Here is a 15,770-nt window from a genome sequence, read left to right on the forward strand (position 1 = left end):
TCATTCATCAGGCTACATCGAAGATGCTGCACGGCAATCATACGCAAGCTTTAGTTCGAGACGCCAATTATGCCAACTCGCCTTGCGTCAGGATGAACGAGCGCGAGGGATTGTCGTCCCTTTTCATCTTGGACCCCAGATACGGAAGTTGCCGCTGCAATGAAGCATGCTCATCATGTAGAGCATGCCGTCGTAGTAGCGTTGCTCCCCCGCGGGGATGGGGGTCTTCCATAGCGCGGCGAGGAAGGTCTTCGAAGTGTTACCCGGCGTGGCAGCGAGCGATGCCGTGGCAGTTGTCGCGAGCATTCCTGTTGAGTGGCGCTGCGATAACGGTTTGCCGTCGAGGGTATACTGATCGACAAAGTTGTCTACTCCCTGGCTCAGTAGAAACTTCTGAATGCGATCGCTCAGGATGGGTTCCTGAGCCTCTTTGTGCCACCATGAATAATCGACAGACCAGTTGCTTGCGGTGCGCCAGGAGTCATAGGAAAAGTTTGCTGAGTTGGGGTTAAACGAAGGTCGTGGAGTGCCATCAAAATTTGCATAGTCCGGTGCAAGGCCGGTAGTTGGGTTCGTCGCTTTCTGAAAGTAGACACGGCTGGTGGTTGCGGCGGCAGCCCAGAAAGGACGATCCTCAACTGGTCCCCAACGCGACCATAGCTCGTAGAACGCGGGCAGATGGTAGGAGGGATCGCTGAAGTTGTTGCGATCGCCACCTGGCACAAAGAGGATCATCTTTGCCTCTTCGTTCACCATGGGACCAACCGTGTGGGCACTTGTGTTTGCAGGCCGGCCCGGCCGTGTGGGCGGCACGAACGGCGACCGGTCAGGCTTGAGACGGAACGGCGGCGTACCGCTCTGGACCGGGTGATGACGCATGAGCGAGAGAATTCGATCGGCCTGCGCTTTGTAGTTGTAGATCCCTGTGCCATTGCCCCAACGGTTCGCCGCAAAGTAGAGGCTCATGACGAAGTACTCCTCACCATCGGGTGCTGGCGAGTCGGAGCGCGGCGTGCCGTCCGTATGCATCGACCAGGCGAAGTAGCCGACGGACGGATTCGTCGGATCGGTGATGAGCATGTACGTGTTGGCCCAGTTCCAGATCGCATCGAACTCGTGTTTCTGGTTCATCTGCACGGCGATCATCATGCCATAGGACATGCCCTCAGTGCGCGCATCCTTATTCGCGACATCGGTGATGTAGGCAAGCGGTCCATTCGCGTTGCTGCCGGTCTCATAGTAGAGAGCCTGATGATCTTTATCGCCATGGAAGAGTTGCTGGAAGGCGGCATCGATCTTCGCGCGACTCTCTTGCGGGCTATGGCCTAGCTGCTCGGCGAAGAGGTCACGATAATGGCCGCTGGCGTAAGCTCCAGTTCCATCGTTCGCCTGCGGAGCGCCCAAGGCAAGCGCGCAGAACAGCGTGGCGGTGCAGCAGAAGAGCAGGAGCGATCGGGCGATCTTCATGGTGCTGTCTCCGTTGAGAAGGTGGCGGCCGCTACCAGTCCGTGAGGGTTCCGTCGAGCTTACGAGCTACTGGTAAATACGCGCGCTGGTATGGATACTTTGCGGCTAAGGCTTCATCGATCTCGACTCCAAGACCGGGTGCGTTGCCGGGGTGCATGTAGCCGGCGTCGAAGGTGTACTGATGCGTGAATACCCCATCGGTTAGCGGGCTGTGGTGCATGTGTTCCTGGATGCCGAAGTTATGAACGGCCAGGCCGAGGTGTAAGGCAGCGGCCATCGTAATCGGCGAGAGATCGGTTGCGCCATGATAGCCCGTACGCACCTGGTAGAGCGCGGCGAAGTCTGCCGTCTTCTTGGCGTGGGTGATGCCACCACCATGTACGATCGTCATCCGGATGTAGTCGATGAGGTGATGGCGCATAAGATCGTGCGCGTCCCACAAAGAGTTGAAGACCTCGCCCGTTGCGATCGGCGTCGTCGTGTGTCGGCGGATGAGTTCGAAGCTCTCCTGCAACTCTGCTGGGCAAGGGTCTTCCATCCAGAAGAGATGGAATGGCTCGAGCGATTTGCCGAGACGCGCGGCTTCAATTGGCGTAAGGCGATGATGCACGTCGTGAAGCAGATGGACATCAGAGCCGAGTTCAACGCGCAATTTCTCGAAGAGCGACGGCGCAAAGTTAAGGTACTTCTCTGTGGACCAGAGGCTTTCGGAAGGCAGGCCGCGCTCGGCTGGCTCATAGGGCTTCCCTGCTTTGGGAACACCGTAGCTCGACGCTACACCGGGGACTCCAGCCTGTGCGCGAACGGCAAGATAACCCTCATCCATATACTTGCGTACGGAGTCGAGGGCCTCGGGAATATCCCGTCCGTTGGCGTGGGTGTAAACGAGCACACCCTCGCGACTCCTGCCACCGAGCAGGTTGTAGAGGGGCGTGTTGAGCGCCTTACCCTTGATATCCCAGAGCGCCACATCGACAGCCGCAATCGACGTCATAGTGACAGGTCCGCGACGCCAGTATGCGCCTCGATAGAGGTACTGCCAGATGTCCTCGGTCTGGAACGGATCACGACCAATGAGGCAAGGCAGCACGTGCTCTTCGAGATAGGCGGCAACGGCTAACTCCCTGCCATTCAAGGTGGCATCGCCAAGGCCGTAGATCCCCTCATCCGTGTCGATGCGAAGCGTGACAAAGTTGCGATCCGGGGAGCAGACGATCAGGCGAGCGGCAGTGATCTTCATTTCGTAATCTCGATGTAGTCGACTGGCGCTGGTTCGCCTTGGTCGGGAGTGCCCCGCAGCATGAGCGTGTCGCCCGGCTTGAGGCTGATGTTAGGAATGGTGAAGCGAGTGCTTGTGCTGCCGTTGAGGCGCTTGTCGACAACCGCCGGGGGCAGCGTGGCATCTGCTGTCCAGTTGGCGATGGATTTGTCATTGAGCATGAGTTCGTACCTGGCGTCGCCAGTGCGTATGTCGAAGTACTGCACAGCGATGGTGTACTTCCCTGCCATCTCGTTGAGCTTCGTCGTGAGTGTGCAGGCCGCCGTGCGATCACAGGCAACAGCCTTCCCTCCGGATGCGGTCTCCCACGGTGTAATGTCCATCGGCGTGTAACCATCCGCTTGCATTGACTCTGCTTCGATGCGGCCGGGGTAGTGACCGACGCGCCCGAGCTTATCAGGGATACCGGAGATTCGTTCGAACCATTGATTGACCGCATCGCGCCACACAATCGCATGGCCAGCTTGGAATTCGAAGAGCTTCAACGTCTCGGCATATCGATCTTCATCGACGAGACCATGAAGCTTTTCCCAGCGTGCCGGGTAGGTGGCAGCCGTCGCTGCACCGGCGTAGTGCTCGTCGTAAACATACTGCACCAGGGTCTTCCCGTCGTGCAGGACATGGTCGTACGAAACGTGGTGCATAAAGAGCAGCAGGTTATCCGGACAGGTAGCAAGCGACTCATAGACCGTTGCAAGTTCCGGCGGATACTGGCCGATGTAGCCGGTGCCGGTGGCCACGGTGCGATCCATGCCGATGCCTTTGCTGTCCTCGCGAAACCACTGGCCCCAGCCATTGCGTTCGGCTGATTCAATGCCTGGTCCGAAGTGGATACCGAGAATGTTGGTCAGCGTCCCGATGCCGAGCGGTCCGGTGTACTGCTCGTAAGCATGCCACGAGTTACGTTGGAGATCATCTATCGTCGAGACAACCCTGGGATCATTGCCGAAGGTCAGGCGCGTCCACGAGTCGATGATCTGGTCGGTCGTGAGATCAGGATTCCAGGCCAGTTTGCCGAAGCCATAGAGATTGGCCATAGCCATCGGATGGTGCATCCAGTTTGTGTCGAGCCCAACGTTGGCGACACCTACAAATCCTCCCAGTGGCTGGCGAAAGCTCTTGCCTTCGACGATCTCCTTCACGGGCGTACTGCGATTCTGCGCACGCAGGTCGGTGTCGAGCGCCGTCTTCCACATTGGCACGAGGAAGACCATGTGGCGCTGCTGGCCGGTGTACTCCTGCGTGACCTGCAGTTCAATTGCCTGACTTGTGTGCTGCAGCGCAGCGAATAGGGGCGAGACCGGCTCGCGCACCTGGAAGTCGATGGGTCCATGCTTAACCTGAATCACTACATTCGGTTTAAAGGTCCCATCGAGTGCGTGAAAGTTATCGTATCCAGCCCGGGCGCGATCTGCCTTCAGATCGTTCCAGTCGAGATGATTGTTGTAAACGAATCCGCGATAGAGAACGACACCACCATGTGGTTTCAAGGCGCGGGCTACGGTGTTCGCAGCCTGCGCCGGCGTGCGGCCATACTTCGATGGGCCGACGCGACCCTCGGAGTCTGCCTTGATGACGAAGCCTGCGAAGTCTGGGATCGCCTTATAGATCTCATCCACCTTAGCCTGCCACCAGGCGGCTACTGTCGGGTCAAGCGGATCGAAGGTTGCCAGATGCCCGACGACCTGCGGGCTTGAAAGATCGACCGAGAGCGACATGCGGACACCCCACGGTCGGAGTTGATCGGCGATGCGCGCGAACTCCTGAATCATCTCCGGCTCGAGCGTGCGCATGTCGGAGTTCACGTTGTTGACGGTCGCGCCGTTCAGGCCGACGGAAGAGAGCAGGCGGCCATACTCGGCTACGCGTGTAAGGTCGGGCCGCACGTGACCGTTGTCGAAGAAGATGCTGCGCCCCGCGTAGCCACGCTCGATCGTGCCGTTCAGATTGTCCCACTGGTTGACCCAGCGGATAGGCGACGAGGGAACTTCTGCAACTGGCGCGAGTGGGTGCTGCTCGGCGATCTGCTCAAGCACATGAAAGACCGCATAGAGTTCAGCAGCGGGTGTGCCCCCTTCGAGGATCCAAAGCGTACGGTTCTGCTGCTTTTCGCGCGAGATGCGAAAGCCTTCAGGCGCCAGTGCCGCAGCTTTCCGTCCGGGGAAGAGTGCCTCTAACTCTGAGGGTGTGGCGAGGATGAAAGCATCCCCCGCACCAAGCACACTGACTGAACGTGCGTGAAGGTCAAGCTCTCCAGCAAGCCCTCTGGTCAACTCCGCTCCAGCATTTCTGGAAATAGAATTCTGACTGGTCTGCACGATCTGCTGTGGCAGCTTCTGCGCAGTCGAGTCACTTACCCGTGCGTAGCGCAGCCAGCCGGCAGCGCCTGTTTCTGCGTGAGCGAAGGTCGGGATCGCGAGTAGGAGAAGGAGCCGCCGCACTGGAATCAATGTGGCAGCTCCCGCGTTCCTTCAATGGTGAAGTCGACGCTCTCGCCCTTTGATTCCATCGGCTGACCACCACCTACCGTGATCTTGTAGCTGCCGGGCGAGACGGCCCGCGTTCCTTTCACATCGACCTGCGAGAGCGTTCGCGAATCAAGTTCGAAGTGGACGTGCTGCGTCTGCCCTACCCCAATGTGAACGCGCGTGAAGCCGTCGAGCGCATACTGCGGAGACACGTCGGTGTGTGGAGGCGTGAGGTAAAGTTCCGCCACCTCGTCTCCATCGCGTGCACCGATATTCTTGATGTCCGCGTCGACGATCAATGTGCCTCCGGCATGAAGATGGTTGGTCGACAACTTGAGATGGCCGTAGAGAAAGCTCGTATAGCTGAGACCGTAACCGAAGCCATAGAGCGGTTTGCCCTTGAAGTAGCGGTAGGTGCGATTCGCCATGGCATAGTCACTGAACGGCGGCAGTTGATCGATCGACTCATAGAAGGTGATCGGCAGACGTCCTGCCGGGTTGTTCTTGCCGCTCAGCGTCTCGGCAATCGCCTGGCCACCAGCTTCGCCGGGATACCATGCCTCAAGAATTGCATTAGCGTTTTGCTGCGCCCAGTCGACTGCGAGTGCGGAGCCATTCATCAGCACGACGACCAGTGGCTTGCCAGTCGCCTTTGCTGCCTCCAGAAGTTGTTGCTGTGCAGCGGGCAGCGTGATGTCGGTACGATCGCCACCGGCAAATCCAGAGATATGGATGGGCATCTCCTCGCCTTCGAGATTCGGCGACAGGCCGACAAACGCGATCACTACATCAGCCTTGCGCACGGCCTCCATTGCCTGAGCGCGCATTGGTTCCACGGGCGCGACCCACTGCAACGAGAAGCCTGTACCCTCCAACATCGCATGATGCAGATAGGTCACCTCGAACGGATGCGGGCGTGTGTCATCGAAGTGGACTTTGACAGCCTTGAGAGCCGCTCCATGCTGTGCCTTGTCTGCGCTTTCGGGTATAAGCTCCTTGCCATCGAGACGAATGGTGTACTGCTCCGGCTGAGCGCAACGGTAGCAGTGCGCTACGATGCCGCTGATCTCGTAATCTCCAGGGGCAGGCGCCTGAAGGGTGCCACTCCAGCGTGCGGAGAATGCCTTGGCATCGAGCTTCACGGGATCAGGGGAAGTCACGTTCCAATCGAACTCTAGTTGCTTATCGATGCGGGTGATCACGGGCTGCCCGCTCAAGGCATCGTTGTTGAAGTACTCAGCCTTGAGGCCCTCAATCGCAGAGCCAACGGCAGCGCGGAACTGCGTGCGTGGGATCGTCGTGGGAGCGGTTTCAGCGTAAGGTGAGCCCTGCGCGTAAAGTACCTTTGCCTGTGGAAACTCTGCGGCGATGCCATCGAGCGGCAGAACGGGATGGAGCGGGACGGCGTTATAGTTCCCTTCAATAGCCGCTAGTGACGTCGCATTCGGTCCGATGACGGCGATCGTGTGCACACCTTTGAGCGGGAGGAAATTCTCATCGTTCTTCAACAGCACCATCGACTTCCTGGCAACCTCGAGTGCAAGCGCGCGATGGGCTGGTGAGCCCACCTCAGAAAACGCAATGTCGTTATAGGGCACCTTGCTCGGCGGATCGAAGATGCCTAGCTGGAAGCGCGCTTTGAAGAGGCGCTTGAGAGATACATCGATCTGCGCTTCAGTGACCAGGCCGCGTTTGATGGAGTCGCCCAACGCGAGATAAGTATCCCCACAACTGGTATCTGTTCCTGCCTTGATGCCTTCCGCTGCTGCTGTCTCTTTGTCTGGTGACGTGCGATGAGCCGTTGGCTGGTAGAAGTCATCGATGGCCCCGCAGTCCGAGGTCACATAACCCTTGAAGCCCCAGTCCTGTCGCAGAATCTGGCCAAGCAATTCGTGATCGGCGCAGGCAGGTGAACCGTCAATTCGGTTGTAGGCACACATGATGGAATCAGCCCTACCCTCAACAATCGTCGCTCGAAATGCAGGCAGGTAGGTGTCCCAAAGGTCATGTGGCGTCGGCTCAACATTGAATCGGTGCCGGTCAGATTCAGGTCCGCTGTGGACGGCGAAATGCTTCGGCGTCGCAATCACCTTGAAGTAGTCGGGATTAGTTCCTTGCAATCCTCGTACAAATGAAACGCCGAGGCGGCTCGTCAGGAATGGGTCTTCCCCATAGGTCTCCTGACCGCGTCCCCAGCGTGGGTCGCGGAAGATGTTGATGTTTGGCGACCAGAATGTCAGACCGTAGTAGATAGCGTGGATGTCGTGACGGACTGCCTCGTTGTACTTGGCGCGAGCCTCGGTCGAGATGGTATCGCCAATCTGCCCGAACAGGGCCGTGTCCCAAGTGGCAGCCATGCCGATGGCCTGCGGAAACATCGTCGCATAGCCGGATCGAGCTACACCGTGCAAGCCTTCGTTCCACCAGTCGTAGGCAGGAATGCCGAGGCGTGGAATCGCGGGAGACGTGTTGATCGTCTGCGTGATCTTCTCGTCCAGCGTCATACGCGAGACGAGATCGTCAACACGCTTGTCAATCGGTTGTGAGGGGTCAAGGTACAGCTGGCTCGTCTGTGCACATAGCACTGCAGGGGAGAGAGATAGCGCAACGATAGAAGCTCGTGCGGCAGTACGGATGATGCGCAAGCAGACCAAGATAATTTCCTCTAAAAGAATAGTATGCGACCCGAATTTATGCCATCAGACGAACGTCTGTCAAAGACGGAAACTGCTAATCGACCGCGAAAATGCCCGTTTTCAAGGTTTAGCTGTTCTGTCTGGGTTTGTCTTGCTGATGCCCGACAGATGGGTGGAACGGTGATATCCCGAGTGGCGCTGCAGTACGACAGCAGCGGCGCCACGCAGGCGTGAAAGGTCGCCTTCCTTGGTAATCTCCAGCCTGGGAGCGCTTCCCGCAAGCATCCCGGCAGTAAGCTCCTTCTGCACGATTTCGCCGAAGCGGCTCCAGCAGGTCGTGAGTGCACCGGTGATCAGGATCAACTCAGGCGAGAGTGCGGCGGTGATGAGGCGCAGTCCTCGACCAAGATGTCGCGCCTGACGGCTCACAGCTTCGATCGCCGTGGCATCATCTTCTTCGGTAAGCTGTAGCAGTTCCTGGATCGTGCGAATGTTCGACTTCGGCACCAGTTCGGCATAGAAGCGGAGCGCTGCGTTCGAAGACGCAAAGGTCTCCCAACATCCACGCTGCCCACAACCACAGACCGGTCCTGATGGGTCAACCGGAACGTGACCGAACTCTCCTGCAAGCCCGTTCAAGCCAGAGACAATCTGACCATTCGCAAGTATCGCCGTGCCGAGACCCTCCGACAGGCTGATCAGCACGGCATTGCGTACACCGTCCATGCGGCCAAACCAAAGCTCTGAGAGCAGGCAGGCATTGGCAGCGTTGTCCATCTCGACCTGGAGGTCCAGCTTCTTCTGGATCGCCGACTTTAAGTCGTAGTCAGACCATTTAAGATTTGGTGCAAGAATGAGGCGCTGTGTTTCAGGATGCACGCGGCCAGGGAGACTGATGCCGACGCCTTCAAAGGTCTTGTTTGCATGCCGTTCGCGCATGGCCTGCATCGCGTCAATCATCCGAGCAATGGAACGCTCTGGATCGGAGACGATCGGCACGGTTTCCTGCGCGAGGAATCTTCCATTCAGGTCGACGATCGCGAGAAAGGCTTGCAGCGGTCGCAGGTCCGCAACAATGATCACCAGTTCGTCGTTCAATGAGAGTAGTGTCGGACGGCGGCCTCGCGGACGACGAACGACAGCTCCTTCCACAATCCATTTTTCGGCGAGCAACTGCTCGACAATCGCTGAGATCGTGCTGGGCTGCAGGCCCGAAAGGCGGGACAGATCGGCCCGAGCGACAGGCTGCTTCGAGCGAATGAGTTCAAGCACGATGTCTCGGTTGACCTCGCGCGCATTTTCACTCGAAGCAAGCTCGACATAGGCGAGATCGATACGCCGAACACCGCGACCGGCTGTATTTGCGGAATGCTTCATGCGGTTTGGCTCGTTCGTCGCATGTGCTTACTGGTTGACTCCACTTGCCATATAGCCACCGTCAATCGTCAGGATGGAACCGTTTGTGAAGGAGCTCTCTGCGGAGGCCAGATAGATCGCCCCACCCACAACATCCTCTACATCGCCAAAGCGCTTCATCGGTGTGCGCGTGAGAAGTTCATGGCCGCGCGGCGAGTCGAGTAGAGCACGGTTAAGCTCTGTCGGAAAGATGCCGGGAGCGATTGCGTTGACACAAACGCCACGGTCGCCCCATTCGACAGCGAGCGACTTCGTCAGTGCGCCGACAGCCGCTTTACTCGCTCCGTAAGCAGCGACTTCGTGAAACGCAATGAACGTGGAAAGCGAGGCGATATTGATAATTCGACCGTATCCTTGCGCAAGCATCGTCTTCCCGAAGATCTGGCACGCTCGGAAAGTACCGTTGAGATTGACGTTCATTATGTCACGCCATATCTCCTCCGAACACTCGAGAGTCGGTACGCGCCTTGTGATTCCGGCGGCATTGACGAGGATATGCACCGTACCGAAGGTAGCAACAATCGAGTCGTGCAACGTTTCGAGAGAGCTCCGATCGCTCACGTCCGACACCAAGCGGAGTGTTCGCACTCCTGCAGCTTCAATCGACTGCGCGGTCTCTTCAACATGGGCCTGCGAACGCGAGGATGCGATCACGTCTGCGCCTGCCTTGGCCAGGCCAATAGCGATCGCCTTTCCGAGCCCGGATGTTCCGCCCACAACGACGGCTACCTTGCCCGCAAGATTAAACATGAGTACTCACAATCTCGTTTCAAAGGTAAATACGTGGCGTCCTAATCATTATGACTTGTACTACAACTAAATCGGCCATGTCATTTGAAAGTAGAACCTGCTTCGCTCAAACGGGGCCCTCCTTGCACCAGGAGGGAGCGCCCCCTCGGTGCCACGACCTTAGGTAGGTGCGAGCTAAAACGATTGAAAGTTTGTTTTACCGTCAAACCGCGTTAGAAAACTCTTGACAGTTCTTGCAGGCGATAGATAAAGTTCGCGTCGCGTAGAAAGTAATTAACAAACGCAAACGGACAGCAGCGAACTAAGCCTCGCCCGCAGTACGAACACCTTCGGAGGAACAGAATGATGCACCGAATCTCACACCACGCGACGAACAGACAGGCATCGATGTTGCGTTGGAGCGCTGCCGTGGCCCTGCTGCTCACGCTTCTCATCCCGTCGGCTGCGGCGCATGCCCAGGTCCTGTATGGCTCGATTACAGGAACGGTGGCCGATGCCAGCAACGCGGTTGTGCCAAACGCTCCCGTGACTGTGACGAATCAGACGACCAACGAGTCGCGCACCGCTACCACCAATTCGAATGGTGAGTACGTTATCCGCGACCTGCAGGCCGGACCGTACACCCTCACCATCAATCCGACAGCGAGCTTCTCGAAGTTCACCGAGAAGAATGTCGCGATCAGCATCAACCAGCAATCCCGTGTCGACGTAACGCTGCAGTTGGGCAGCGTGTCCTCCGAAGTCACCGTCAATAGTGCCGCTCCAATCCTCCAGACAGAAACAGCCGAGGTCAATCACGAGATCTCGCAGACAGAGATTGCCGAGCTTCCCATTACTTCGTCGCAAGGCCGCAACTTCCAGAATCTCTATGCGCTCATTCCCGGTGTTGCTGCGCCGACCGAGCAAAACTCGACCGCGTCCAACCCGGCACGCGCGATCTCAGTCAACGTCAACGGCGTTGCGGACACCAGCAACACTACCCGCATCGACGGTGCCGTCAACACCTACGGCTGGCTGCCCTACATCATCGCGTATGTCCCGCCGGCCGATTCGATTGGCAACGTGAATATCGTCACCAACTCCTTCAACGCAGAGCAGGGTACTGCGGGTGGATCGTCGATCAACGTTCAGATCAAGAGCGGTACCAACAAGCTTCACGGCAGCGTCTGGGAGTACAACCAGATCTTCAACACCAACGCCCGCGCTTACACGGCCACACAAGCATCAGTTCCCCGCGTTCCCAAAAACGTTTTCAACCAGTACGGCTTCTCCGTCGGCGGCCCAATCAAGAAGGATAAGCTCTTCTTCTTTGGCGATTTCGAGCGCACAACCCGCCGTTCCCTCATCAGCGGATTTCAGACCGTACCGACCCCTGCCCTCATTGCCGGTAATTTCTCCGCGACGAACACCACTCTCTACGATCCTGCTACTGGCAATGCCAACGGAACCGGACGATTGACGTTCCTCCAGGAATACGGAATCAACGGCATTCCCGCATCACGTATGTCCCCGCAGGCAGCCAAGATGCTGGCTCTGTTGCAGCCGATCGCTGCAACCATCACCAATCCCGACTACACCACCACCAAGCTGAACAATGACTTCTTCGGGACCGCAACCGCTGCCTACAACCGCGAGGCCATCGACGCGAAGATCAGCTACAACGCCAGCGCAAATACCACCTTCTTTGGTCGGTACAGCATCTCGCCTGACTCTCTGACCGATCCGCAGGAACTGGGCGCAGCAGGCGGCGGTACCTTCGATGGAGGCCAGCCCGGCTCCGCTTCGGGGCGCATTCAAAACGTTGGTCTGGGTGCAACGCACATCTTCACACCGAATCTTGTCCTCGACTCGAACTTCGGCTACACCCGCCAGCGCACCGGCGCGCAGGCCGATGACATCGCACTCGGCTCCTACGGCCTGACCACGCTCGGCATCCCCGGAACCAACGGACCGACCACACTGCAGGGTGGCATCCCGGTCTTCGCTTTCTCGAACGGGTTCTCCTCACTCGGCAACAGCAACGGTTCAAGTCCCTTCCTCTTCCGGGACAACCAGTACACCGGCAACGTCAACGTCAGCTATACCAAGGGCAAGCACGCCACCAAGTACGGAGCAGAGTACTACCACTTCGCGTTGAACCACTTCCAGCCCACCAGCGGCAGCGGTATTAATAATCCACGCGGCGGCTTCATGTTTACTGGAAACCTCACCGCGCTCAACGGAGGCGCGAATCCCAACATTTACAACTCGCTTGCTGACTTCGAACTCGGCGATCCGAACAGCGTCGCGAAGGCCACCGGCCTCATCGCTACCAACGCACTCCGCTGGTCCGCCTTCTCCTTCTACGCCCAGGATCAATGGACGATCACCAAGAAGCTCACGCTCAACTACGGCGCGCGCTACGAATACTACCCAGCCCCTACGCGCGACCATGAGGGTATCTTCCGCTTCGACCCAACCCTGCCTCTCGCGTCGAATGTGATCGCTGGTGGCTTTAATGGCGTACCGAACAACGCAGGCACCGACGTCGGCATGGGCCTCGTCGTTCCTCGCCTCGGCATCGCCTACCGTGTCAATGAGCACCTCGTAGTTCGTTCCGGCGCAGGCATCACCGAAGACCCGGATAACTTCCGCTTCCTCCGTGACACCTATCCTGTAGACCTTGCGCAGAACTACGCTGGCGTCAACGCCTTTGGAGTCGCTGTCGACACCAGCCAGAACAATCTTCCGCTGACGCTGGCCGTGGGTATACCTGCGGTCGCAGCCCCGAACTTTTCCTCTGGTTCAACCTCACTTCCCGTCAGCGTCACAACGACCACCATTCCCCAGAAGTTTCGCCGCGGCTACATCGAGAGCTGGAACCTGTTTATCGAGCAGGATCTCGGCAACCAGTTCGTCTTTGAACTCGGCTATGTAGGGACCCACGAGATCCGGCAGATCACCAGCCTGGACATCAACCCCGCCCCCCTACCCTCCTCCGCAACGCTCTGCGATCAGAACGGAATCTACTCGAGCACAGAGACCACCACCAAGACACCCTGCTCGTTCAACGTCAACCGGGTTCTGAACACGCTGCATTGCCCGCAGGTGGCGAACAACACGCAGGCCGCCTGCTACAACAACACCGACGTCGGCGCGGCCACCCCCGCGTTCAGCTCGAACTACAACGGCCTACAGACGCAGTTAACCAGGCGTGCCGGTCGTCTCGCACAGTTCGGCCTTATCTACACCTGGTCGCACGCCTTCAACTTCTCCGATAACAGTAGTTACAACGGCGCATCGTTCTCCCTGCCGCAGTACTTCAGCAGAAATCGTGCCAGTGCCGGCTACGATCATCCCAACAATCTCCAGTTCTGGTCCATCTATCACCTGCCATTCGGCGGCGGGCAGATGCTCCTTCACGATGGGATTGCCTCGAAGGTCTTCGGTGGCCTACAACTCAACACCACGATGAGCCACGTCAGCGGCGCTCCGTTTTCCGTAACGGCAACGAACAACCTCAATGCTGCAGGAACCTCGGTCTTCGCTGACCTCGTCAAGCCGTATCGTCAGCTTGGCGGGCACGCGCAGGGATCAAGCAGCCCAGTGAGCGGCGGCCAAGCCTTCTTTGATCCCACATCCTTCGCACAGCCCGCAGCCGGTTCCTTCGGCAACACTCACAGAAATGAATTTCGCGGACCGGGCACAACGCTGGTCAATGCCAGCGTCTTTCGCTCCTTCCATGTCTTCCGCGAGAGCTCCTTCCAGGTTCGCGTCGAAGGCTTCAACCTGCTCAACCATGCCCAGCTCACCACCAATCCGAATGCAAGCGTTACCTCGGCAGTGAATGGTTACATCACAACCTTCGGCAACACGCGTTCGCTGCAGTACAGCGGTCGCTTCAACTTCTGATATCGTTCCACTTAGTTCCGGGGCAGCTCCTCAAGGGGCTGCCTCTTTCGCTGATCAAATAAGAAAGGCTATATGGCACATCATTCGTTCACAACATGGTCTACGCGCCTCGCACTTCTTGCACTGCTTGTGCCACAGAGTAGCCGCCTGATCGCGCAGACCGCCGGCAGCCCTCCCGGCGTCGTGCACCTCACTGCCGAGCAGGACCATCAGCGCACCATGGACCTGCTTCACATGACCACGATCCGTCGAGGTCGTGACGGCAGCCCGGACTCTCCGTTCGCTGCGAATTATGACGAGTCGAAAGCTAACCCCTCTTCAAGTCTTCCCGACCCGCTCCTCCTTCAAAATGGCAAGAAGGTAACCACCGCAGACGCCTGGTGGAAACAGCGACGCCCCGAGATCGTCGAACTCTTTGACCGCGAGGTATACGGCCGCGCTCCCGCACACACTCCGCGGGTCACGTGGGAGGTAACCTCCACCAAGCCCGGTACGAACGGCGACTTCCCGATCACCACGAAGAGTCTCATCGGTCATGTCGATAATTCCGCTTATCCACTGGTCACGGTAGGCATTCAGCTCGAACTCGTCACACCGGCCAACGCCACCGGTCCCGTTCCCGTCATCATGGAGCTCAGTTTCATCGGTGGCTTTCCGCGCCGTCCCGGCGCACCTGCACCACCTCCTCCGCCACCTGGCCCGACCTGGCAGCAGCAGGTCCTTGCGAAGGGCTGGGGCTACGCCACAATCGTCCCCGGCAGTATTCAGGCTGATAACGGCGCAGGTCTGACCGAGGGCATCATCGGGCTCGTCAATCACGGCCAGCCACGCAAGCTCGACGACTGGGGTGCCCTGCGCGCCTGGGCATGGGGCGCAAGTCGCGCGCTCGACTATTTCGAGACAGACAAATCCGTTGATGCAAAGCAGGTTGGCATTGAAGGCCACTCACGCTACGGCAAAGCCACGCTCGTTGCGATGGCATATGACCCGCGATTCGCCATCGCGTACGTCAGCTCCTCAGGAGCAGGTGGCGCCAAGCTCAGCAGGCGCAACTGGGGCGAGACCCTCGAAAACGTAGCAGGCACCAACGAGTACCACTGGATGGCTGGCAACTTCCTCAAGTACGCCGGTCCGCTCACACCGAACGACTTGCCCGTCGACGCGCATGACCTCATCGATCTCTGCGCGCCACGTCCGGTCTTCATCGGCGGAGGAGCGACCGAAGGGGACGGCTGGGCAGACTCTCGCGGCATGTTCATGGCGACCGCTGCTGCGGGCCCTGTCTATCGCCTGCTCGGTAAGAAGGACCTCGCCACCACAGAACTTCCGGCGATCGAGACGCCACTGATCGCTGGCGACCTTGCCTTCCGCCAGCACAGTGGAGGCCACACTCCCGGCCCCAACTGGCCGACGTTTATTACCTTCGCGAGCCGCTATCTCCATGCTGCGCCGACACAGGCAATGCTGCAATGAGTGTTAACCGTCCCACTCTGTACAGGCGGGACGGCAAGGTTGCTATCGGCGATAGAACCCCTGCTGGTAGCCGCGCAGGTAAGCACCCCTGAAATAACCCTGGTACGGTCCAAACGGTCCAAAGCGCGGATCGTAGCCGGGCGTCTCATGGAACGCGCGATCACGCTTAGGCGCATATCCATAGCCGTTGTAGGCGTCACGTGCACCAGCATCGGCTCCAGCGCGGAAGCCGTTCTGCTCTGCCTCTGCAACCAGTGGCGACGGCCCCGGCGGTGGTGGAGGCGGTGCGACATAGTACGCGCGCTGCGCACATCCAGCCGTAAACAGCGTTGCTGCAGCGACCAGCGTCAGTATTCCATCTCTAAACTTGAACAATCTCATCACATCCTC

Annotated in this window: 9 protein-coding genes; 2 read left to right on the plus strand and 7 right to left on the minus strand. The window is 58.5% G+C overall.

What is annotated here, in order from left to right:
• Positions 1–123: 123 nt before the first annotated feature.
• From OHL20_RS01870 to OHL20_RS01895, 6 genes are all read right to left on the minus strand, one after another.
• On the minus strand, positions 124–1,467 hold the full coding sequence (locus OHL20_RS01870) for a glycosyl hydrolase family 8 (protein WP_263381519.1): 1,344 nt from the start codon (positions 1,465–1,467) through the stop codon (positions 124–126).
• A 31-nt stretch (positions 1,468–1,498) separates the two neighbouring features.
• Complete coding sequence (gene manD / locus OHL20_RS01875) at positions 1,499–2,707, minus strand: D-mannonate dehydratase ManD (RefSeq protein WP_263381520.1); 1,209 nt, start codon at positions 2,705–2,707, stop codon at positions 1,499–1,501.
• Positions 2,704–5,187 (minus strand): alpha-glucuronidase family glycosyl hydrolase, encoded by a 2,484-nt coding sequence (locus OHL20_RS01880; protein ID WP_263384928.1) that lies wholly within the window; start codon positions 5,185–5,187, stop codon positions 2,704–2,706. Before OHL20_RS01880 ends, manD begins: the two co-directional genes overlap by 4 nt.
• Positions 5,188–5,192: 5 nt before the next feature.
• On the minus strand, positions 5,193–7,868 hold the full coding sequence (locus tag OHL20_RS01885) for a glycoside hydrolase family 3 C-terminal domain-containing protein (RefSeq protein WP_263381521.1): 2,676 nt from the start codon (positions 7,866–7,868) through the stop codon (positions 5,193–5,195).
• 102 nt (positions 7,869–7,970) lie between these two features.
• On the minus strand, positions 7,971–9,227 hold the full coding sequence (locus tag OHL20_RS01890; RefSeq protein ID WP_263381522.1) for an ROK family protein: 1,257 nt from the start codon (positions 9,225–9,227) through the stop codon (positions 7,971–7,973).
• Positions 9,228–9,254: 27 nt separating this feature from the next.
• Entirely contained in the window at positions 9,255–10,016 is a 762-nt protein-coding gene (locus OHL20_RS01895) for an SDR family NAD(P)-dependent oxidoreductase (RefSeq protein ID WP_263381523.1), read from the minus strand.
• 342 nt (positions 10,017–10,358) lie between these two features.
• Here OHL20_RS01895 and OHL20_RS01900 point away from each other — a divergent pair, with 342 nt between their 5' ends.
• On the plus strand, positions 10,359–13,907 hold the full coding sequence (locus OHL20_RS01900; protein WP_263381524.1) for a TonB-dependent receptor: 3,549 nt from the start codon (positions 10,359–10,361) through the stop codon (positions 13,905–13,907).
• A 72-nt stretch (positions 13,908–13,979) separates the two neighbouring features.
• Positions 13,980–15,380 carry an alpha/beta hydrolase family protein gene (locus OHL20_RS01905; RefSeq protein ID WP_263381525.1) on the plus strand — a complete coding sequence of 467 codons (1,401 nt, stop codon included), beginning with the start codon at positions 13,980–13,982 and terminating at the stop codon, positions 15,378–15,380.
• A gap of 42 nt (positions 15,381–15,422) precedes the next feature.
• Here OHL20_RS01905 and OHL20_RS01910 read toward each other — a convergent pair whose 3' ends face one another.
• Positions 15,423–15,761, minus strand: coding sequence for a hypothetical protein (locus tag OHL20_RS01910; RefSeq protein WP_263381526.1), 339 nt, complete (start codon positions 15,759–15,761; stop codon positions 15,423–15,425).
• Between the last annotated feature and the right edge of the window lie 9 nt (positions 15,762–15,770).

Source organism: Granulicella arctica (assembly GCF_025685605.1).
Classification (GTDB): Bacteria; Acidobacteriota; Terriglobia; order Terriglobales; family Acidobacteriaceae; genus Edaphobacter; species Edaphobacter arcticus.

Excerpts from the sequence above, each read along its gene's own strand:
- OHL20_RS01870 (WP_263381519.1), bottom strand. The coding sequence starts at position 1,467 with ATGAAGATCGCCCGATCGCTCCTGCTCTTCTGCTGCACCGCCACGCTG.
- manD (WP_263381520.1), bottom strand. The coding sequence starts at position 2,707 with ATGAAGATCACTGCCGCTCGCCTGATCGTCTGCTCCCCGGATCGCAAC.
- OHL20_RS01890 (WP_263381522.1), bottom strand. The coding sequence starts at position 9,227 with ATGAAGCATTCCGCAAATACAGCCGGTCGCGGTGTTCGGCGTATCGAT.
- OHL20_RS01895 (WP_263381523.1), bottom strand. The coding sequence starts at position 10,016 with ATGTTTAATCTTGCGGGCAAGGTAGCCGTCGTTGTGGGCGGAACATCC.
- OHL20_RS01900 (WP_263381524.1), top strand. The coding sequence starts at position 10,359 with ATGATGCACCGAATCTCACACCACGCGACGAACAGACAGGCATCGATG.
- OHL20_RS01905 (WP_263381525.1), top strand. The coding sequence starts at position 13,980 with ATGGCACATCATTCGTTCACAACATGGTCTACGCGCCTCGCACTTCTT.
- OHL20_RS01910 (WP_263381526.1), bottom strand. The coding sequence starts at position 15,761 with ATGAGATTGTTCAAGTTTAGAGATGGAATACTGACGCTGGTCGCTGCA.